18 protein-coding genes are annotated in these 21,117 nt (G+C 64.1%); 5 read left to right on the top strand and 13 right to left on the bottom strand.

Annotated features, from left to right (window positions below):
• Positions 1-16: 16 nt before the first annotated feature.
• From SO140_RS01815 to SO140_RS01805, 3 genes are read right to left on the bottom strand one after another with little or no spacing between them, the layout of a single operon-like run.
• A complete protein-coding gene (locus SO140_RS01815; protein ID WP_498542219.1) occupies positions 17-865 on the bottom strand; it encodes a carbohydrate ABC transporter permease in 849 nt (282 codons plus the stop codon).
• Positions 858-1,799 (bottom strand): carbohydrate ABC transporter permease, encoded by a 942-nt coding sequence (locus SO140_RS01810; protein WP_449384605.1) that lies wholly within the window; start codon positions 1,797-1,799, stop codon positions 858-860. Before SO140_RS01810 ends, SO140_RS01815 begins: the two co-directional genes overlap by 8 nt.
• A 2-nt stretch (positions 1,800-1,801) precedes the next feature.
• Positions 1,802-3,061 (bottom strand): ABC transporter substrate-binding protein, encoded by a 1,260-nt coding sequence (locus SO140_RS01805; RefSeq protein ID WP_449384604.1) that lies wholly within the window; start codon positions 3,059-3,061, stop codon positions 1,802-1,804.
• Positions 3,062-3,242: 181 nt separating this feature from the next.
• On the opposite strand from SO140_RS01805, the gene SO140_RS01800 reads away from it, so the two are divergent.
• Positions 3,243-4,001, top strand: coding sequence for an SDR family NAD(P)-dependent oxidoreductase (locus SO140_RS01800; RefSeq protein ID WP_449384603.1), 759 nt, complete (start codon positions 3,243-3,245; stop codon positions 3,999-4,001).
• A 15-nt stretch (positions 4,002-4,016) separates the two neighbouring features.
• On the opposite strand, the gene SO140_RS01795 is transcribed toward SO140_RS01800, so the two are convergent.
• Genes SO140_RS01795 through SO140_RS01785 form a run of 3 tightly spaced genes read right to left on the bottom strand, consistent with a single transcriptional unit; the run spans position 4,017 to position 7,535 of the window.
• Positions 4,017-5,039, bottom strand: a complete 1,023-nt coding sequence (locus tag SO140_RS01795; protein WP_474797131.1) for an ABC transporter permease — start codon at positions 5,037-5,039, stop codon at positions 4,017-4,019.
• 12 nt (positions 5,040-5,051) lie between these two features.
• Positions 5,052-6,554 (bottom strand): sugar ABC transporter ATP-binding protein, encoded by a 1,503-nt coding sequence (locus SO140_RS01790; RefSeq protein ID WP_498542218.1) that lies wholly within the window; start codon positions 6,552-6,554, stop codon positions 5,052-5,054.
• A 27-nt stretch (positions 6,555-6,581) separates the two neighbouring features.
• Positions 6,582-7,535: a sugar-binding protein gene (locus SO140_RS01785; protein WP_449378392.1), complete on the bottom strand. Its 954-nt coding sequence runs from the start codon at positions 7,533-7,535 to the stop codon at positions 6,582-6,584.
• Between the two features lie 651 nt (positions 7,536-8,186).
• Between SO140_RS01785 and SO140_RS01780 the strand changes: the two genes are divergently transcribed.
• The 3 genes from SO140_RS01780 to SO140_RS01770 all read left to right on the top strand — a co-directional run bounded on the left by SO140_RS01780 (position 8,187) and on the right by SO140_RS01770 (position 13,450).
• The gene (locus tag SO140_RS01780) at positions 8,187-9,230 is read left to right on the top strand and encodes an ABC transporter substrate-binding protein (RefSeq protein WP_449378391.1); all 1,044 of its coding nucleotides are present in this window, start codon (positions 8,187-8,189) and stop codon (positions 9,228-9,230) included.
• The gene (locus SO140_RS01775; RefSeq protein WP_449378390.1) at positions 9,227-11,974 is read left to right on the top strand and encodes a hybrid sensor histidine kinase/response regulator; all 2,748 of its coding nucleotides are present in this window, start codon (positions 9,227-9,229) and stop codon (positions 11,972-11,974) included. The genes SO140_RS01780 and SO140_RS01775 overlap by 4 nt, the downstream gene beginning before the upstream one ends.
• A 174-nt stretch (positions 11,975-12,148) precedes the next feature.
• Positions 12,149-13,450: a PQQ-dependent sugar dehydrogenase gene (locus tag SO140_RS01770; RefSeq protein ID WP_449378389.1), complete on the top strand. Its 1,302-nt coding sequence runs from the start codon at positions 12,149-12,151 to the stop codon at positions 13,448-13,450.
• Positions 13,451-13,456: 6 nt separating this feature from the next.
• Here SO140_RS01770 and SO140_RS01765 read toward each other — a convergent pair whose 3' ends face one another.
• From SO140_RS01765 to SO140_RS01740, 6 genes are all read right to left on the bottom strand, one after another.
• Positions 13,457-14,275, bottom strand: a complete 819-nt coding sequence (locus SO140_RS01765; RefSeq protein WP_449378388.1) for an aspartate dehydrogenase — start codon at positions 14,273-14,275, stop codon at positions 13,457-13,459.
• 75 nt (positions 14,276-14,350) lie between these two features.
• A complete protein-coding gene (locus SO140_RS01760) occupies positions 14,351-14,659 on the bottom strand; it encodes a hypothetical protein (protein ID WP_449378387.1) in 309 nt (102 codons plus the stop codon).
• Between the two features lie 173 nt (positions 14,660-14,832).
• Positions 14,833-16,491, bottom strand: coding sequence for a methyl-accepting chemotaxis protein (locus SO140_RS01755; protein WP_449378386.1), 1,659 nt, complete (start codon positions 16,489-16,491; stop codon positions 14,833-14,835).
• A 28-nt stretch (positions 16,492-16,519) separates the two neighbouring features.
• Entirely contained in the window at positions 16,520-16,840 is a 321-nt protein-coding gene (locus SO140_RS01750; protein WP_449378385.1) for a plastocyanin/azurin family copper-binding protein, read from the bottom strand.
• Between the two features lie 26 nt (positions 16,841-16,866).
• Positions 16,867-17,952: a cytochrome-c peroxidase gene (locus SO140_RS01745; protein ID WP_449378384.1), complete on the bottom strand. Its 1,086-nt coding sequence runs from the start codon at positions 17,950-17,952 to the stop codon at positions 16,867-16,869.
• A 235-nt stretch (positions 17,953-18,187) separates the two neighbouring features.
• On the bottom strand, positions 18,188-18,802 hold the full coding sequence (locus SO140_RS01740; protein WP_498540710.1) for a glutathione S-transferase family protein: 615 nt from the start codon (positions 18,800-18,802) through the stop codon (positions 18,188-18,190).
• A 127-nt stretch (positions 18,803-18,929) separates the two neighbouring features.
• Between SO140_RS01740 and SO140_RS01735 the strand changes: the two genes are divergently transcribed.
• Positions 18,930-19,535, top strand: coding sequence for a pyridoxamine 5'-phosphate oxidase family protein (locus tag SO140_RS01735; RefSeq protein ID WP_498542217.1), 606 nt, complete (start codon positions 18,930-18,932; stop codon positions 19,533-19,535).
• A gap of 69 nt (positions 19,536-19,604) precedes the next feature.
• Here SO140_RS01735 and SO140_RS01730 read toward each other — a convergent pair whose 3' ends face one another.
• Complete coding sequence (locus SO140_RS01730; protein WP_498542216.1) at positions 19,605-21,098, bottom strand: ABC transporter substrate-binding protein; 1,494 nt, start codon at positions 21,096-21,098, stop codon at positions 19,605-19,607.
• Positions 21,099-21,117 lie beyond the last annotated feature (19 nt).

Here is a 21,117-nt window from a genome sequence, read left to right as displayed (position 1 = left end):
CTCCGTGAGGTGTCGTTCATCCCTTGACTGCGCCCGCGGTGAGACCGGCGACGATGTGCTTCTGCGCCAAGAGGAAGAGGATGATCGTCGGCAGGATGGTCAATGTGATGAAGGCGAGGATCAGGTGCCACTCCGACGAATATTCGCCCTGGTAAACCATGATGCCGAGCGGCCAGGGATAAAGCGCATCGGTGTTGAGCATCACCAGCGGCAACAGATAGGCGTTCCAGCTATTGACGAAGGTGATGGTGCCGACGGTGGCCAGGATCGGCCGCGACAGCGGCAGCGTCACGTAGCGGAAGAATTTGATGTAGCTGCAACCATCGACCAGCGCCGCCTCGAGCAGCTCGTAGGGGATGTCCTTGAAGAAACGCCTGAGCAGCAGGATGCTCATGGCGAGGCTGAAGGCGACCTGCGGCAGCACGACGCCGAGATAGGTATCGAGCAGCCCGAGATCCCGCACCTTGATGAACAGCGGCAGCACGGCGGTTGCGGCCGGAAACAATAGTCCCAGCGTCAAGTAGCTCAGCAGCATCGAGCTGCCGAAGAACCGGACATGGGCGAAGGTGAATGCCGCCATCGACGCGACGATCAGAGTGAGCGTCACCGTCAGCGTCGAGATGATGAGTGAATTGCGCAGGAGCTGCCAGTAGCGCTGCGAGAACAGGATGTCGGCGTAGTTCTGCCATTCCCAGTGCCGCGGCAGACCGAACGGATTGACGCGCAATTCGCCGAGCGTCTTGAAGCCGCCGAGCACGGTCGCGAGCAGCGGCACCGCGACGAAGATCGCGACGAGAGCAAGGAACATCGCCTTGTACAGCACGGCGGGATCGAACGGCGCGCGGGTGACCTCGACGTTACTCATCGCGCATGAACCATCGCTTGTAGGTGAAGGCGAAGGTGACACAGATCATGAACAGGATGACACCGATGGCGCTGCCATAGCCGACCCGCATGCGCGAGATGCCGTTGTTGTAGAGGAAGCTCACCATCGTATTCGAGGAATCCGCCGGCCCCCCACGCGTCAACGGCATCACCAGGTCGAATAGCTGCAACGACCCTATGATGGCGAAGAATACCGAGAGACGAATGGTCGGATAGAGCAAGGGAATCACGACGTGGCGCAGCGTCTGCGAGCGCGTTGCGCCGTCGATGCGCGCCGCCTCGATCAGGCTCCTGTCGAGGCTCTGCAGCGCGGCGATGAACAGCATCATGTGGAAGCCAAAATACTTCCAGACGATCACGATGAGCACCGCCAGCATCGCGGTGTCGGTCGAGGCGAGCAGATGCGGCGCTTCGCTACCGAAGGCGCGCCAGATCGAGGCGACGAGGCCGTAATCACCGTCATAAACGAACGAGAAGATCAGCCCGGTGGCGATCTCGGCCAGGATGTAAGGCATGAAGAACAGCATGCGCAGCGCGACCGCGCCGCGAAAGCGTTCGGCGAGCATGAGCGCGAGGGTCAGCGCCAGCGGCAACTGGACGAGCAGCGAGACCGCGATGATCAGGCCGTTGTTGCGCAGCGCGAGCCAGAAGGCGCGCGTCTGGAGCACGAAGCGGTAATTGTCGAGCCCGATCCAGTTGGTCGGCCGGCCAAAACCGTTCCAGGTGAAGGTGGAATACCAGGCCGCCTCCCCGATCGGCACCACGACGAACAGGGTGAACAGCAGCAGCGCCGGCGGAAGGAACAGCACGAGCACGGTGAGCCGGCCGTCCCAGCTCGGACCGCGCACCGCGATCGGCGATGGTGCGGGCTCAACCACACCCATCGCCGGCGAAGTCGCCATCCGCCGCGCCACGGTCAGTTGCCCTGCTTCCAGGCTGCCTCGATCGCTTTGGCCGCATCCTGCGGGCTCATGCTGCCGCCGGCAATCTCCGCCGCGACGTCGTTGACGACGCGACCGACGGAAGGACCGAGGCTCTGGTCATAGAAGTTCTGGTGGTAGTTCGATTTCGCAAGATTGTCCGCGATGCGCTTCATGAAGGCGTTGTTGAGCCCGGCATCGGCGCCCTTCACCACGGGAATGATGTAATTGCCGGCGGCAAGGCGCGTCTGCACGTCCTTGGAGACGAAGTATTTGAGGAAGTCGACCGCCTCTTTCGGCGAGCCCTTGGTGACGAGCCAGCCGGTGATACCGCCGAGCGTGTCTGATGGCGCGCCCTTGCCACCGGTCACCACCGGGAAATCGAACCAGCCGATCTTGTCTTCACCGAGGCCCACCTTGTCGGCGGCAAGCGCGCGCTGCAGGTGATAGACGGTGCTGATGGCGAGCGTCATCGCCGCCTTGCCGTCGCCGAAATAGCCCACGGCTTGCGGATTCTTGAAGCCGAGGAAGCCGTTCTGGAACGGCTGGAGGTCCACGAGCTGCTTGAACAGTTCGCCGGATTTCTGGAATGTCTCGCCGGCAAAGCCGCCGTTTTCGCCGCGCAGCGCGGCATCGAAGGCCGGCTTGCCGCCGATCCGCACCGCAAGGTGCGTCCAGTAGAAATGCAGCGGCCATTTGTCGGCGCCGCCGACGACGATCGGCGTCACGCCCGCGGCTTTCAGCGTTTTCACCGCTGCGAGCAGATCGTCCCAGGTCTTGATGGCGGCTGGATCGACATTTGCCTTCGCCATCAACTCCTTGTTGTAGAGGAAGCCGACCTGCGACAGCGCCGTCGGCAAGCCGTAGACGCGGCCATCCCTGCTGAAGGCGGCAAGCGCCGCAGGCGTCAGCGTGTCGGAATAACCCTTCACCTGGTCGGTGATGTCGTCGAGGACATCGGCCTCGATCTGTGTCTTCAACACGCCGCCCGCCCAGCTATAGATGATGTTGGGCCGGTCCTTGGACTGAAGAATGGTCGGAAGCTTCGCCTTGTACGCCTCGTTCTCGAGGAACTGCATCTCGATCTTGACGCCGGGATGCGAGGCCTCATAGGCCCGCGCCACCTCTTCCCAGATCTTGACCTGCGCGGGATTGACCTCGATGTGGAGCCATTTCACCGTGGTGTCGGCCATCGCCGCGCCTTGCGCGAGCAGCCATGCGGTAGCAGCGAGTCCCAGTTTCCTGAGCAGCCTCATCAGCATTCCTCCCGACTATTGGTTTTGGTCTTGCTTATGTCGTTGCGGCAATGCTGCCCTCATTTTTTGAGGTACGCAACTAAAATTCTGATCTATGCACCTCACCGGTCATGTGGCTAAGGTTCCGACGAGTAGTTTTGCCGGGCAAGCATTGCCCGGACACCAGTATTGGGAGGACATCGTGGCCGCCATTTATCCGGACCTTGCAGACAAGGTCGTTCTCGTCACGGGCGGCGCGTCCGGCATCGGCGAAGCGATCGTGCGGCGCTTTGCGCAGCAAAAATCCGTCGTCGTGTTCTTCGATATCAAGGCGGATGACGGCACGCGGCTGGCACGCGAGCTGTCAGACCAAGGCCTCGCGGCGCATTTCCACCACGTCGACCTCACCGATATCGCGGCCTTGCGGACCGGCATCGCGGAGGCCCGCAAGGCCCACGGCCCGATCAACATCCTCGTCAACAACGCCGCGCATGACGAGCGGCATCCGACCGAGGAGGTGACGCCGGAATATTGGGACGACCGCATCGCCGTGAACCTGAAGCATCAGTTCTTCGCGGCGCAGGCGGTCCTGCCGGACATGAAGGCGGCGAGCGCCGGCGCCATCATCAATTTCGGCTCGGTCTCCTGGATGGCGGGACAAGGCGGCATGGCCGCCTACACCGCCAGCAAATCCGGCGTGATCGGCCTCACCCGCTCGCTCGCGCGCGACTACGGCCCCTACAACATCCGCGTCAACGCGATCGCGCCCGGCTGGATCATGACCGAGCGTCAGGTCACGAAATGGCTGACCCCGGAAGGCGTGGAAGAGCTGATGCGCCGCCAGTGCCTGAAACGCAAGCTGATGCCGGACGAGATCGCGAAGGTGACGCTGTTCCTCGCCTCCGATGAGGCTTCGGCGTGCACGTCGCAGCACTACGTCGTCGACGGCGGCTGGGTCTGACGCCGCGCGTCAACCTCACTCCGCGTTCGCGCGCTCCAGCGGCGCGGCCGCGACGTTCGCCTGCGGCCGCGCCTTTGCGGTCGTCGTGCGGCGGCGCTGCATGAGATACTGGTCGCCGAGCACGCCGATCAGGATCACCGTGCCCATAACGGCGAAATTCAGCGAGCTCGGAATGCCCAGGAGATTGACGAGATTCTGCAGCACCTGAAGCAGCACGGTGCCGAGCACGACGCCGATGATCGAGCCCTCGCCGCCGCGCAAGGAGCAGCCGCCGAGCACCGCGGCGGCTATCGCGTAGAGCTCGTAGAAGGAGCCGTGCACCGCCGGCGAGATCGATCGGGTGTACATCGCAATCAGGATCGCGGCGAACGCGGTCAGCCCGCCACAGATGATGTAGGCTGAAACAACGACGCGATCGGAGCGGATGCCGGAATAGCGCGCCGCTTCCTCGTTCTTGCCGACGGCGTAGAGATAGCGGCCGAACACGGAACGGTGCAGCAGCACCCAGGCGACCGCAGCGACGATGAACAGCGCGACCACGCTGTGCGGCAAGGGAAAGCCCAGCACATTGGTGCGTCCCGCGGTCAGCCATTCCAGCGTCGGAAAGCTCGCGCCGAAGCCGAAGCCGGCGGTCGCGTCCTCGGTGTAGTAGCGCGCGGCGCCGCGATAGATCAGAAGTCCGCAGAGCGTCACCACGAAAGGCTGGATGTGCATCCTGGTGACGAGCGTGCCGTGTACGAGGCCGATCGCGAGCCCGCCGGCGATGATTGCCGCAAAGGCCAGCATCCAGTTGACGTCGTGATTGACGATGAGGTCGATGAAGAGCACACCGAGCAGCGCGATGACCGAGCCGACCGACAGCTCGATGCCGCCGATGATGATGACGAACGCTTCCGCGATAGAGAAGATGCCGAACATCCCGACCTGGTTGGCGGTATTGGAGAGATTGCCGACCAGCAGGAAGCGCGGGTTGATGAAGGTGACGACCGCGCCGACCACGAGGATCAGGACCAAAAGGCTCAGATCTTTCTTGTTCAAGGGCCCCTCGCCTCAGATTGTGTGGCCGACTGCCAGTTGCAGCACATTGTGCTCGCTGAACTGGCTGCGATCAAGGAAACCGGAGATCGCGCCCTCATGCATGACCGCGATCCGGTCGCTCACCCCGATCACCTCCTCCATGTCGCTGGAGATCATCAGGACCGCGACGCCCGCATCGGTCAGGCGGCGCAGCATGTCATAGATCTCCTGCTTGGCGCCGACGTCGATGCCGCGCGTCGGCTCGTCGAAGATCAAGACTTTCGGCCGCATCGACAGCCATTTGGCGAGCACGACCTTCTGCTGGTTGCCGCCGGACAGCGAGCCCACGGCGGTTTCGACGTCAGGCGCGCGGATCTTGAGGCGCTCGCGCTGGCGGCGGGCGTTCTCGGTCTCGCGCGCGGTGTTCACGAGCCAGAGCCGCAAGTAGGACGACAGATCCGGCAGCGAGATGTTTTCGGCGATCGAGAAGTCGAGCAGGAGGCCGGAGCTCTTGCGGTCCTCCGGGACGAGATAGATGCCGTGCTCGATCGCGGCACGGGGACTGGAAATGCGGATCGGCTCGCCGTCCAGCCTGATCGCGCCGCCGCGCAAGGGATCGACGCCGAAAATGGCCCGCGCGAGTTCCGTGCGCCCCGATCCGACGAGGCCCGCAAGCCCCAAAATCTCGCCGCGGCGCACCGACAGGCTGACGGCGCGCTCTGGATATGTGTCGGTAACGACTTCGACGATGTCGAGCACGGCCTTGCCGGGAGGAGCTGCCGGCGGAACGTACAGCGATTTGAGGTCGCGCCCGATCATCAGGCGGATCATCGCGGCCGGCGACAGCTCTGCGCGGGTCAGCGCGCCGACCATCCGCCCGTCGCGCAGCACCACCGCGCGATCGGCGCACTGCATCACCTCGTTGAGGCGGTGTGTGATGAAGATGATGCTGACGCCGTCAGCCTTGAGGCCCGCGATGACCCGCATCAAGCGGTCCGTCTCGGTGAGCGTCAGGCTCGAGGTGGGCTCGTCCATGATGACGAGGCGCGCGTCGAGCGAGAGCGCCTTCATGATCTCGACGAGCTGGCGCTGGGCGAGCGACAGCTCGGCGAGTGGCGCGTCGGGTTCGAAGTCGGCGCCGAGCCGTTCCAGCAACGGCCGCACCTTCGCATAGAGCGCCTGCCGATCGATCAGCCTGAGCGGCCCGCCATGGACCGGCTCGCGACCGATGAAGACGTTGCCGGCGACGTCGAGATTGTCGAAGAGATTGAGCTCCTGGTGGACAAAGGCGATGCCGGCCTGGATCGCCTCCGCCACGGTGAACGAGCCCCGCTCGACGCCGTCAACCCGGATGAGGCCGCCACTCGGCTCGACGACGCCGCCGAGCACGCGCATCAAGGTCGACTTGCCCGCGCCGTTCTCGCCGATCAGCGCGATCACCTCGCCCGGCGCGACCTTGAGGTCGACGTGGTCGAGGGCGACCACGCCGGGATAGGTCTTGCTGATGTCGACCAATTCGAGGAACGGCTCAGGCATTGGCGGCTGCGAGCAGCGCTGACACCCCTACTTCTTGAGCATCGCTTTCATCGATGCCATGAAGTCGTCGACATTCGCCTTGTCGATGACCTTGCCGGGAACGATGATGATGCCGTTTGCCGGAATGCCCGACTTGTCGCCCCCGATGTAGGCGGCCATCAGCTTCATGCCCTGATAGCCCCACTCGAACGGCTGCTGGACGACGGTGCCGGCGATGCTGCCTTCCTTGACGCCGCCGAGTGTGATCGGATCCTCGTCAAAGCCGATGATCTGGATCTTGCCGAGCTTACCGGCCTCCTTGAGCACCTCGTAGATGCGCGGCGTGTTGTAGGAGTAGAAGCCGACGAGGCAGCTCACGTCGGGCATCGCGGCGAGGATGTCCTCGACGTTGCGCTTGGCGCGGGTCTGGTCGATCTCGTCGCCGCGGACGTCCACGAGCTCGACCTTCGAGCCCTTGATCGTTTCCTTGACGCCCTCGATGCGCTCGCGGGCATTGTCGGCGCCGGGCAGACCGACGAAACCGACGCACTTGCCGCCGCTCGGCAGCGCCTTCAGCATCAGCTTGCCGGCTTCCTTGCCGAGATCGGTGTTCGACGAACCGATATAGGCCACGCGCTTGGAGGCCGGCGCGTCGCTGTCGGTCGTGAACAGCACCGTCTGCGAAGCGACCTTGTTCAATTGCTCGGTCTGGTTCTTGGGATCGACCGCGCTGACCATGATGCCGGCAGCACCTGCCGCGACGAGGTCGTCCATCACCCGCTGCTGCACGGCGGCCGCGGCCTGCTCCGGATATTTGAACTGAAGCTCGAAATTGGGCAGTTCGCCCTGCGCCTTCTTGACGCCGGCTTCGGCGATTTTCCAGAAGTCGGACGCGCCGTTCACGACGAAGGCCAGAACCTTCTTGTCCGCCGCGTTGGCCGAGCCGAGACCCAGCGCGACCGCGAACGCAACGGATACACCTGCAACCAAGAGACGCTTCATTCATCCCTCCCTTTTAAGCGGTCGACCGTCGATCGCGGCCAACTCTTCATGTCATTTACGCAAGCCACCCTGTTTCTCCCCACCACTGGACCAACGAAGCGCCGCTCCGGATCAACGGAAGTCGCGGGCGCCGTCGGCTCCAGCCTGCAAGGAAGAAAAAAATGAGGCACGCACCTCAAACGTACCAGAATCCCTCCGGGCGCGCAACCGAGGGCGCATTCGCTTCGGTTGGGCAGGCAAGTCAACCCGGCGCCCGAAGCCTGGATGGAGCGCAGCGCAATCCAGGTTTGCCCCGCGGGCTGCGATCCCGGATCACGCTTCGCTTACCCCGGGCTACGATTTCTACTTTGCATGGGGTTGTTTTCGCTAAATGAGAAATCACGTGCGCCGCCGGCGCCAATCCCACCGACGCCCGGGCATTTCCACCGCTCAAATTTCACATTGACAGAATTCGGAATTATGGCATCCTGCAGTCTCGTCTCCTGCCAAAACGCGGGCGTCTCGACGGATGGCCGCAAAGAAACTCCCGTTAGGCTCTCACGCCCGGTAGCTGCGAACGAGCATTCACAGGCACGATCCCTCACCATTTGTGATCACCGCGCTTTCACGCTATTCACACCGGCTGGAACAGGCCATCGTGCAGTCTATTTCATGACCGGGCAGTCCGCGCATCCCCTCGCCCCGGTGGCGGTCGACCGCCGAAACTTCATTCGCCTCGCCGGTGCATCGGCCGCGGGATGGCTTGCGCTCGCCGCATCGCCGGACCGGGTCCGCGTCGTCGCCTCCCTGATCGGATTGCCGCTCGGAGACCCCCTGACGAACCGGAGTGCACCGGAGAGCGCTGCCTCGCGACTGAGCGCTCTGATCCAGGGAATGACCGAGCGCGGATGGGTGGAAGGCGTCAATGTCCGCTACGAGACGCGTTCGAGCTTCGGCGGCCCAGCGCAGCAGGAAGCTGCGATCCGGGAAATCCTCGCACTCAAGCCGGACGTAATCCTGACCTCGTCGACGATCGAGACCGCAGCTCTGACGGCGGCCACCAAGACGATCCCGATCGTGTTCGCCACCGCCAACGATCCCGTCGGCAATGGCTTCGTCGAGAGTCTCGCGAGACCCGGCGGCAACGTCACCGGCTTCACCAACGGCACCGCCGAAATGGGCGGCAAATGGCTTCAGCTCCTGCGGGAAGCAGCTCCCGCCATCGCGCGCGTCGGTGTGCTCTTCAATCCTGCGACCGCTCCGCGCGCCGGGCGTTTCTTTCTCGACTCGATCGAATCCGAAGCCGCGTCCTTGGGCGTGACCGTCACGCCGTTGCCGGTCAACGACACAACCGGCATAGACCAGGCCATTCGCGGCTATGCCGGTGCGCCCCCGGGCGGGATGATCGCGCTCGTCGACCCCTTCCTCGTCATCAACCGGCGCACCATCGTCAACGCCGCCGCGCAGCACCGCGTCCCGGTGATCTATCCGTTTCACTATTTCATCGACGTCGGCGGGCTGATGAGCTACGGCGCTTCTCTCGAGGTGCGCTCGGCGGATTATGTCAACCTCATCCTGCGCGGGACCAAAGCGGGCGACCTTCCGGTGCAGTCGCCGCGCAAATACGAGCTTCTGATCAATCGCAAGGCCGCTGACGCTTTGGGGCTGAAGCTGCCGGCCACATTGCTCGCACGCGCCGACGAGATCCGCGAGTGAGCGAGCCGGCCGACCACGACACCTCGCGCGCGCCTCCGAGCCGGCTGTTCCGCAAATATCTCTATTCGTTCGTCGCGCTCGCCTTCGCGGCGCTCGCCGTCAACACTGCGCTCGAGGTCTGGTTCTCCTACCGCGAGCAGAAGCAGCTCCTCGCGGCAACCCAGCGCGAACAGGCCGCATCGGCTGCGATCCAGATCGGCCAGTTCATCGGTCAGATCGAGAGCCAGCTCAAATGGCTCTCGCGCCTGCCGCCGGATCTGTCGGCACAGGAGGATGAGCGGCTGAACGCCATCCGTCTCTTGCGCCTCTCACCCGCCATCGCCGAGATCGCAACGCTCGATGCCCGCGGACGCGAGCAGGTCCGCGTCTCACGCCGCCTCGCCGACAAGGTCAGCAGCCAGGCCGATCTTGCGGCCTCGCCAGCTTTTCTCGGCGCCAGGGCTAGCGGCATCTACTACGGACCGGTCTACTTCTTCGGTGATACCGAGCCGTTCATGACGCTTGCCGTTCTCGGCGGCGGAAACGATCCGCAAGTCACGGTCGCCGAGGTCAATCTGCGCTTCATCTGGGATCTCGTCGCCAGGATCAAGGTCGGCAGCACCGGCAAGGCCTATGTCGTCGATCGCGAGGGACAGTTGATCGCACATCCGGACTTGTGGCCGGCGCTGCGCCACACCGATCTTTCCAATCGTCCCGACGTCCAGGCGGCACTTGCCGGCACCCCGCCCGCCGCGGGAGGATTCGTCAAGGATGACCTGGCGCAGCGGCGCGTGTTGTCGACCTACGCAACGGTCCCTCCGCTCGGCTGGCTCGTCTTCGTCGAGCTGCCGATCAGCGAAGCCTATGCGCCGATTTACGCCTCGATCGGGCGCTCGACATTCCTGCTGGTCGCCCTGCTCGCATTCGCCGTTCTGGCAGCGTTCCTGCTCAGCCGGCGCATGACCGTCCCCATCCAGATGCTGACGCAGGGCGCAAAGCGGATCGGCAGCGGAGATCTCTCTTTGCGCCTCGCCATCAACACCAATGACGAGCTGGAGGCGCTCGGCGACCAGTTCAACGTGATGGCCGCGCATCTGCGCGATTCCTATGCGACGCTGGAGCGGAAGGTCGCCGAACGCACGGCTGAGCTGGAAAAGGCCCGTGATCATGCGCTCGCCGAGCACGATGCCGCTGAGCGCGCGCGCAGCGCCGCCGTTGAGGCCAACGAGACCAAGTCGCGCTTCCTGGCCATAGTCAGCCATGAGCTCCGTACGCCGCTCAACGGCGTCATGGGCGTGTTGCAACTGCTCGACGATGGGATCCTGAACGAGACGCAGCGGCGACACCTCACGACCGCGGCCGGATCTGGTGAAACCCTGATCGCATTGGTGGATGCGATCCTTGAATATGCCCGGCTTGAAGCGAGCACGGAAGCACTGGAGACCCGCGACTTCCGCCTCGACCAGCTTATCCAGACGGCCGCCGACCTGATGCGTCCGCAGGCGGTGGCGAAGGGGCTGACATTCGACCTCTCCTGCGATGCGAGCCTCAATGCGCATGTGCATGGCGATCCGGTGCGGCTCAATCGCGTGCTGCTCAATCTCATCGGCAACGCCGTCAAGTTCACCGCGAAGGGCAGCATCACGCTCAGGGCCGCGCTCACGCAGCGACAGGATGCCCCGCTGCTCCGCGTCGCCGTCGCCGATACCGGTATCGGCATCGTCTCCGACATGCACGAGCGGGTCTTCGAGGATTTCGTGCAGGCCGACGACAGTATTGCGCGACGCTTCGGCGGCACCGGGCTAGGGCTTGCGATCGCCCGCCGCCTGACGCGACTGATGGGCGGGGACGTGACGCTGGAAAGCACGCCGGGCTCCGGGAGCGTGTTCCACCTCGCAGTCCCGCTCGCACTTGCCGAGCCCGAGACCTCCCAGGGGGGGCCGCGCGCGCCATCGCGCGCGCTGCGCGTACTGCTGGTCGACGACGATCCCGTCAATTGCGAGATCGGCGAAGCCATGCTCGGCCGGCTCGGGCACCATGCCGTGATTGCCACAGACGGCGCGTCGGCGGTCGAGCAGGTCCGCCGCGCGGCGTTCGATGTCGTCCTGATGGACCTGCACATGCCCGACATGGACGGCGTGGAGGCTGCGGCGCGCATCCGGGAGCTTCGATTGCAGCAGATGCCGCGCATCATTGCGGTGACCGCGGACGTGTCGCGGAATGCGCGCGAGCGCCTCGCCGGTGCCGGGATCAGCAAGATCGTCGGCAAGCCAATCCTGATCAAGAACCTGCGCCACGCGCTCGAAGACGATTTGCAAGAGGGATCGGAGACAGCCCGGCTGGCCGCAGGCACGCTGATCGACGAGCGTTTCCTGAGCGATCAGAAGGAGCTGCTGGGCGCGCAGCAGATCGCTGCGCTCTGCGAACTGCTCGAAGAGACGAGTGAGACGCTGGTTGCAGACATCATGCGGGCCGTAGCCGCGGATGATCGCGTGCAGCTTGCGAAATCCGCGCACCGGCTCGGCAGCGCCGCCAGCGCGCTTGGCCTCGTCCGCCTGTTCGAAGCCTGCAACGCGATCGAGCTTGCGGCCGCATCGATGTCGATTGGGGAGTGCCGGATCGCAGCCCTTGAGCTGGACACGCTCCGGCAGGCATCCCTGCAAGCGCTGGCTGGCCTGATCCGCGCCGAAGAAAGGCGCGCGCCTGCACCGGAGTCCTGGCGGCCCAAAAAGAGGCCCGCCAACCAGGGCGGGCAGGATTTCTAAGGGAGGAAGCGCCCTGACAAGGGAGCGCTATGCAATCTCGGCGATTCGATTGGAAACGGTAAGATCGTATAACTACTGTCATCTGCGTCTGCCTTCTACTAGCGGGCTGACCGCAGGACCATCGCGACAGCCACGCAGGCCGGATCGGTTCCGCGGGCGTAACAGGGGATTTTCATGAGTTTTTCCAGCGTGTTCGCGCGCATCGTCGCGCTGATCGGCGGAGCTGCGCTCGTCTGGCGGCGGATGTCGGAAACCCAGCCACAACCGGCCTGGGGCGGAGCACCGCAGATTCCGGAAGCCAAGCCGCAAGGCGCCATCCCGACGCTGAAGATGCCGACCGCGCGTGGCTGGCGCGATGGCGAGACGCCGGTCGCCGCGCCCGGACTGAAGGTCAACGCATACGCGAGCGGGCTCGACCACCCGCGCTGGATCAACGTGATGCCGAATGGCGACGTGCTGATCGCCGAGGCAACGCAGATAGCGGGTCCGCCGAGGAGCGTGTTTCACTATGCGATGCAGGCGACGATGCGGCGCGCCGCCGCGCTCGGCATCAGCGCCAACCGCATCACGCGGCTGCGTGATGCGGACGGCGACGGCGTCGCAGAGCAGCGTGGAACGTTCATGGATGGACTGAGCCAGCCGTTCGGCATGGCGCTCATCGGCGACACCTTCTATGTCGGCAACACCGACGGCGTGGTCGCGTTTCCCTATGTCGCGGGCGCGGAAAGCATCAAGGCTTCTGGACGCACGCTCGTCACTTTCAAGCCGGCCGGACACTGGACGCGCAGCCTGTTGCCGAGCGCGGACGGCAGGAAACTCTATGCGGGCGTCGGCTCGCTGAGCAACATCGCCGAGACGGGCATGGAGGTCGAGGAAGGCCGCGCCGCGGTCTATGAGCTCGATCTTGCAAGCGGTGCAAGCCGCATCTTCGCCGGCGGCCTGCGCAATCCTGTCGGCCTTGCCTTTGAGCCGAACACCGGCGCGCTCTGGACCGTCGTCAACGAGCGTGACGGGCTTGGTGACGAGACCCCGCCAGATTACCTGACCTCGGTGCGCGACGGCGGCTTTTACGGCTGGCCCTATTGCTATTGGGGCCAGACCGTTGACGACCGCGTGCCGCAGGATGCAGCCATGGTCGCAAAGGCGATCACGCCGGATTATGCGCTCGGCGGACACACCGCCTCGCTCGGGCTCTGCTGGATGCCAGCCGGCACCTTGCCCGGCTTCCCCGACGGCATGGTGATCGGCCAGCACGGCTCCTGGAATCGCTCGACGTTGAGCGGCTACAAGGTCGTGTTCGTGCCGTTCGAGAACGGCAAACCCTCTGGTCCTGCACGGGACATCCTGTCGGGATTCCTCGCACCCGACGAGAAGGAGTCCTATGGCCGGCCGGTCGGCGTCGCGCTCGGGCCTGACGGCTCGCTGCTGGTGGCCGACGACGTCGGCAACGTCATCTGGCGCGTGACGGGCGCGTAAGCACGCTCACGTCCCGACGCTGAGCGTGGCGCGCTGCTTGCGCAACAGGGCGATCACGGACAACGCCGTGATCATGCCGGTCTTGGGGTTCTCCGAGGGAATGTTTTCAGTTCCCATCGAGAAGCGCGCGGAATCCGCCTCCACCTCGATGCGATGCACGTTGCGCGTCACGGTCGGATCGGCCCAGATCTCGACCATGGTGCGATCGGGGCCGATGCCCGCCAGCGACAGCGCGACCGCGACGTTGAGATTGGCCGGAAAGCCCTTGGCCGCCTCCCGCGCGGTGCCCGCGAACAGTCTGAGCGGCTCGCGCAAATTGTCGATGTCGATGCCGTTCTGCACGATGAACGGCGCACCCTTCAAACCGTCGATCGGCTTACGCGTGACCATCCTGACCGAATGGATGGTGCCGACGGCTGCCGCGTTGACCGCATCGAGCCCGATCAGCGCACCCGTCGGCACGATGATGCGGCCGCCATGGGTCTTGGCGAGATCGATGAGGTCGGAATTGTCCAACAGCGCGCCGACGCTGACGACGACCGCCGCCTTCCCTCGCCTCACCACGGGCTCGACGATGCTGCGCAACAGATGGCTCGGCGCGCACTCGACGACGATATCGGCCACCTCGGCGAGCTGCTCGATGGGCATGATGGCTGCCGGCTGGTGCAGGCCGCTCAGAAATGGGCGATGCTTGTCGGGATCGCGTGCGGCGATCGCCGTCAGGACGAGGCCCTCGATGCCGCGATCGAGCTCGGCGGCGATCTTCGTGCCGATCGAGCCCAATCCCGCGATCGCAACCCGCAGCTCCTTCCGATGATCGGCCATGCGCACCTCTCCTTCGCAAGGCCTTTCATAGCTCAGGCGTCAGGTGTGCGCAAAGCCGCTTCGTCCGCGGTCAGCTCACTGCTCGAAGGTGCGCACGCCGTGAATGCCGGCATCGGTGCGGATCATCCGCCCCTTCTTGCCGTCGGACGTGACGAAGATATCCCAATGCGCGGTGCCGCCGGGCTGGCCGTCCATGATCATGGCACCGGTGCAATCAGCGTTGATGGTATATGTGCCCTGAAGCGTCTCGCGCGCCGCGCTGTTCGTCTGGCGGATCGAGGTCTGCTTGCCCGAGAACCTGCCGCCGCCATCGAAATTGAAAACCCCGTAGTGCACGTTGGTGCCCCGTCCGTCGAAGACATAGGCGCCCTGAAGCTTGTCCACCGTGCACCCCGCCGCGTAGGTCGGAGAGACCGAAGCGCACCCCAAAATCAGACCGCCGACTGCAGCGCCTGCCAATATTCGTTTGAACTGCATGCTTCCCCACTGTTCTCATCGTGAGGGCGCAAACACACGCTCAAATTGAGGCGCAAAAAGGGAGGCGCCGAAGCTTTCGCTCACGCAGCCACGTTCGCCAGGAAGCGGTCGACCGACGAGCGCAATTGCATCGCCTGGTTGGAGAGATCGTGCGCGGTGGCAAGCACCATGTCAGCCGACCGGTTGGCGTTGTCGGTCGCCTCTGCCGTTCCGGCGATGCTGCGTGCGACAACGGCGGTGCCGTTGGCCGCCTGGCCGATGTTTCTGGAGATCTCGCCGGCAGCGGCATTCTGCTGGCTAACGGCCGCCGCGATGCGTCCGGTAAAGCTGTCGATCTCGCCGATGATCAGCGCGATGGCGCCGACATTGTCGACGGCATGGCGCGTTGCCGACTGCACCTCGGTGATTTGCGAAGAAATGTCCTCGGTCGCTTTCGCGGTCTGGGTCGCAAGCGCCTTCACTTCGGAGGCGACGACCGCAAAGCCCCTGCCCGCTTCGCCGGCGCGCGCAGCTTCGATCGTGGCGTTGAGCGCGAGCAGATTGGTCTGCCCGGCAATCGTACGGATAAAGCCGACCACCTCGTCGATCTGCTGCGCGGCGACGGCCAGCCGGCCGATCGTCTGGTTCGCGGCTTCCGCCATGCCGGAGGCGCGCTGCACGATCGTGGTCGCATCGGCAAGCTGGGACGTGATCGCTTGGACGGATTCGCCGAGCTGACTCGCGGCGCTCGCGACCGTCTGGACGTTGGTCGAGGTTTCCTTGGCGGTTGATGCCGCCTCGCTCGATTGCGTGCCCGCAGTGCGCGCGGTGGAGGCGAGGTTTTGCGCCGTGTCGGTCAGTTCACCGGTCATGCGATCGGTGTTGCTTAGCACCGTGCTGAAGGCGGATCGGAAGGCATCGATCTCGGCTTCCAGGCGCTGCCGGCGGTTGCTCTGCGCGGCGCTGCTCTGGTCCTTGGCGGCAATCAGCGCCAGATCGTCATCGGCGCGGGCCTTGAGGCTCGCCTGCATGACGGCGAGCGATTTCAGGAGCCGGCCCAGCTCGTCGCTGCGACGTACGGAGATCTCATCGGTGAAATTGCCGGCCGCGACACGTTCGGCAACCCGGACCGCCGCCGAGATCGGCCGGCTCATCGAGTAGGAGAAGGCGAGCGCGATGATCAGCCCGATCATCACCGTACCGACCGCAACCGATAACATCGTGGTGCGCGCCTGCTCCACCGCCCCTTCTGCGGCAGTGCGATACTCGTAGCCATAGGCTGCAACCAGCTCGACGAGATCGTCGATCGAGGCCATCAGGCGATCGCCCTGCTCGGCGAGCAGGAAGCTCGTCGGAATCTCCGTCACCCCGCCGGGCGACGGCTTGAGGATTTTGAGTGCAGCGCCCGACCAGTCCCTGAGCTGGTTCTCGGCCTTCTCGCGCGCCGCTGCAACGGACGGCGACGGCGTGCGTTCACGCACAACATTGAGGTCTTCGAAGCTGCTGCGCACCAGTCTTTCGAATTTCGTGACCATGTCACCCGAGGCGCCGGCAACCAGGCTGCGCTGGAGCACGAGGCGCGCCTCGTGCAGGGCCGCATGGGCGGAGCGCGCATGGTTGATCCCCATCAGGGGTCCGTCATAGAGCTTGACGACCATGTCGCCGGAATTGCCTATCGCGCGAATACCGTAGAAAGCGATCGCGCAGGCGAGCAGGACGACGACGCTGAAGGCACCGAAAATCTTGTAACGTATCGACATCATCAATCTCCGGTACCCGGCGGGCCCGTTAGTCCGTCACCTTGACCATCATCTTCATACGCGGATGGATCGCGCAGATCACCTGCACGTCGCCAGATTCCTTGAAGGAGACATCGGTCGAGGTGCCCGGCGCCTGTGAACCGAGATTGAACTCGTTGCCCTTGGTGGCCGACATGATGTTGTGGGGCACCGTATCGTCATTGAGAAACGTGACCGCCTCGCCCTTCTTGACCGAGATGCTTTCGGACGAGAAGACGCGGCCCTGCTGGTGAATCACCTCGGTCGCAGCGTAGGCGCCGACCGAAAGACCACAGATGATGACGCCGGTGAACAGAGCGAGTGTACGCATGGGGATATCCTTTTTGAAGATCGTTGCTAGCGTGGAAGGACCGGCACGGCCGTTGGACCGAGTTCGCTGGTCAATGTCTTGAGGAAGGCGACGAGATCGGCCTTTTCCTGGACCGTCAGCCCGAGCGGCCGCATCAGGTCCGAGCGGCTGGGACGATCGACGCCGGCATGGTCGTAGTGGTCGATCACCTGCTCGAGGGTCGCGAGCGAGCCGTCATGCATATAGGGGCTGCGGCGGCCGATCTCGCGCAGGCCCGGAGTCTTGAAGGCGTGCTGCATCTTGACGACGCCGGGCAGATATTCGCCGCGACCGACATCCTTGCTCGGCAGACCGATGTCCTGAAAACCTTCGTTGGTGAAATTCCAGCCCTCGTGGCAGGCGGCGCACTGCGCCTTGCCGTTGAACACGGCGAAACCGCGCTTGGCGTCTTCCGAGATCGCCTTCTCGTTGCCGTCGATCCAGACGTCGAACGGCGCGCGCTCCGAGACGATGGTGCGCTCATAGGTGGCAATCGCCTGCGCGAGAGTCTTCGCCTTCATGCCTTCGCCGGGAAAGGCCGCGTCGAACAACGGCTTGTATTCGGGAATGCTCGAAAGGCGCGCCAACAGATCGTCGAGCTTCATGTTCATTTCGCCGGGCGACTGGATCGGGCCGAGCGCCTGCTCCTCGAGCGTCGGAAGACGCCCGTCCCACATGAAGATCGCGCTCCAGGCGGCGTTGACGATGGTCGGCGAATGGCGTCCGAGCTTCGCCATGCCGTGACCGATACCGACAGCGAGCCCGTCGCCCCAGCCGAAGCCGGGACTGTGGCAACTCGCGCAAGACTGCGCCGAGCTCACCGACAGGCGCGTATCGAAATAGAGTTTCTTGCCGAGCGCAGCCTTCTCGGGCGTGTACGGATCATCCTTGGGAAACGGAATCGTCGTCGGCCGGCGGTATTGCGCCTTCAGGGCATCAAGTCCGCCCGACGCCTTCTGCGTGATCTCGACCTTCCGGCTTTCACCGACGACGGCCGCGCCAAAACCGATCGTGCTGAAGCCGAGAACGCCAAGACCAGCCGAGGCGATCGTCGCAAGGAAGGCGATCGAGCGATAGGAGCCGCGCACCGGCATACAATGTCCCCAAAAAAACGTGTCATTCGCGACACCAAAAAGCTTCGACGCAATGAAACGCCAGAACGACATCGTGACAATTAGAGTCAAATCGTTAAATAAGATTTCCATGATCATGCCATGGCGCTATCGGCTTTCGGCAATTCCGCAAGCATAGAGTGCGGGAAAAACAGGTAGCAACCAGAGCCACGCAAGTCCCCCGCAAATATACGGAGAAGGCACACCAATGCGCAGCTCAGTTGCGCCCCGACAGCGCGCGCACGCGCGCGTAGGCCGGACGTGCGAGGCAGCCGTCGAGCCACCGCGCCAGATGCGGACAGACCGAGAGATCGAGCCGGGAAATCCTGCCCCAGGCAAGGATGGAGGCGACGTTGAGGTCGGCAACCGTGAAGCCGTCGCCAGCGAGATGACCGCGTGCGGCGAGCGCCTGGTCGAGGATGCCGAGCGGCTTTTTCAGTAGAAGTTCGGAGCGCGCGGCATGCGAGGGGTCGCGGCAGAAGTCCGGCAGCAATGCGCGATGCATCAACAGATCGAGCAGCAGGCCATCCAGCTCCAGCATCGCCCAGATGCTCCACTGCGAGGCAAGGCCGGTGACCTCCGGCCCGCAATGCATCGGCCCACCATACTTCTGTGCGAGATAGAGATTGATCGCCATGGATTCCCACAGCACGAGATCGCCGTCGACGAGCGTCGGTATCAACGCGTTCGGATTGAGACGGAGATAGTCCGACGTTTGCAGATCAGCGGGGCTGGTGCTCCTTTCGATCAGCTTGTAGGGCTGTCCGATCTCCTCGAGCATCCAAAGGCAGCGAGTCGCGCGCGATCGCAGATTTCCGTAGAGCTGAAGCATCCTGGCCTCCACTGGCGGACGGAACGGATCTCAAGGGACGAGATCGACCATATCCGAATTCACGCGAAAGGCGTATGCTCCTCCTGCGCCTGTCCGGCCGGACCAGTATTTCAGCGGGAGGACCTCAATGTCCGCGAGCGTGATGTTTCACGATGGAAATCGGCAGTTGCAGGACCAGTTCGACAGCCGGCGGATTTCCGACCGGCTGGAGGAGAAGCTGACGCGGACAGAATTTTCCGACGACGACAGGCTGTTCATCGGGAGCCTGCCCTATTTTTTCCTGGCAACGGCCGATGCGAAGGGACAGCCGGACTGCTCGTTCAAGGGCGGGCCGCCCGGCTTCGTGCGCGTGATCGGGCCATCGGAGATCGCCTTTCCGGACTACGACGGCAACGGCATGTTCAAGAGTCTCGGCAACATCGTCGTCAATGCCGATGTCGGCCTCCTCTTCATCGCCATGCACGGCAAGCCGCGGCGCCTGCGCGTCAACGGCACGGCGAAGGTGAGCGACGCCGATCCGCTTCTGGCCGAGACCGTCGGCGCGCAGCTCATCGTGCGTGTCACCGCGCGCGCGATATTCCCGAACTGTCCGCGCTACATTCCGACAATGCAGCTCGCCGAGCCCTCGATCTACACGCCGCAGGCCGGGTGCGCCGCACCGGAACCGAAGTGGAAGGGATTTGCGGACTTCAGCGATGTCGTCCACCCGCGACAGCCGACGTTCAAGGGCTGATGACGGGCGACGACGGCCGGGTCAAGCCCGGCCGTCATAACTCAGGAAGGCGATGCGCGAAGCGCGCCCCTACTCCCACGACCAGGCCGAGAAATCGTTCTCGAACTGCGGGACTTCCTTCCAGACACCCTTCAGCTTCTTGTTGGTAACGGTGACCCATTGCGGCTGGAACAGGAAGCCGGCAACCGCATCGGTTGCCAGCATGCGCTGGGCGTCGCCAAGCAGTTTTGCGCGGCCGGCTTCGTCCGGCGTCGTCACGATCTGCTTGTAGAGGGCGTTGAACGCCTCGTTGTTATAGCCGAGATAGTAGTCGGGTTCAGTCAGCTTGACGAGATCGAACGGCTCGACATGGGAGACGATCGTGAGGTCATAGTTGTGTGGCCCGTTCGGCGCGAAGACCTGCGACAGCCACTGCGCCCATTCGACGTTCTCGATCTTCGCGGTGATGCCGACCTTGGCGAGCTGGGCCGCCAGGATCTCGCCGCCCTGCCGTGCATAGGGCGGCGGCGGCAGCTTCAGGCTGATTTCTAGCGGCGTGGTGACGCCAGCTTCCGCCAGCAGCTTCTTCGCCTTCTCGGGATCGTAGGGATTCACACCGGTGGTGTCGACATAGCCGAGCGAGCCTGGCGTATAGAAGCTGCCGATCGGCGTGCCAAAACCTTCCACGGCGCCCTCGATCAGCGCCTTGCGATCGATTGCGGCGAGGATGGCGCGGCGCACCCGCACGTCGTCGAGCGGCTTCTTCTTCTCGTTGATGGCGACGATGGTCTTGGCCTTGGAGCCGCCGACCAGCACGGTAAAACGCGGATCGCCCTTGAACTGAGCGACGCCGCGAGTCGTGACACGCGGAAACGCGTCGACGTCACCGGACAGCAGGGCGGCAATCTGCGCTGCGGGATCGCCGATGAAGCGGATCGTCACCTTGGCGAGCTTGATCGCGGAGGCATTGCGATAGTCGGCCCATTTGTTGAGCGTGATCGAGGAGCCCTTGACCCAGGCGCCGAGCTGGTACGGCCCGGTGCCGACCGGCTGGGTCACGTTGGTCGGCGCGCTCTTCGGCTCGACGATCGAGGCACTCGCCTGCCCGAGCAGGAACGGCAGGTTCGGTTCGGAATATTTCAGCGCGACCACGACCGTGTCGGCGTCCGGCGCGTCGATCTTCTCGAAGCTCTGGAATAGACTCTTGTCCTTGTTGGTGCTGTTCGCGGCTGCGTTGCGCTCGAACGAGAACTTCACCGCAGCGGATTCGAACGGCTCGCCATTGTGGAATTTGACGCCCTTGCGCAGCTTGAAGGTATAGGTCTTCAGGTCGGGCGACGCCGTCCAGCTCTCGGCGAGCAGCGGCGACACCGAGCCGTCCTCGTTGATCTTGGTCAGAGTCTCATAGACGTTGTAGAGCGTGACTTCGGCAATCGCCGCGGCGGCCGCATTGGTCGGATCGAGCCCCGGCGGCTCCAGCGTCATGCCCATGATGACACCGTCCTTCTTGCTCTGCGCCAGAGCTGGCAGCGGTGCCGCGGCAAACGCGGCCGCTACCGCGACGATGATGAATTTCTTGAACATTTCTTTTCTCCCCGGCCAG

Source organism: Bradyrhizobium sp. UFLA05-108 (assembly GCF_059803455.1).
The sequence above is the reverse complement of the archived record's forward strand: the minus strand, read 5'-3'. Positions and strand labels throughout refer to the sequence as shown.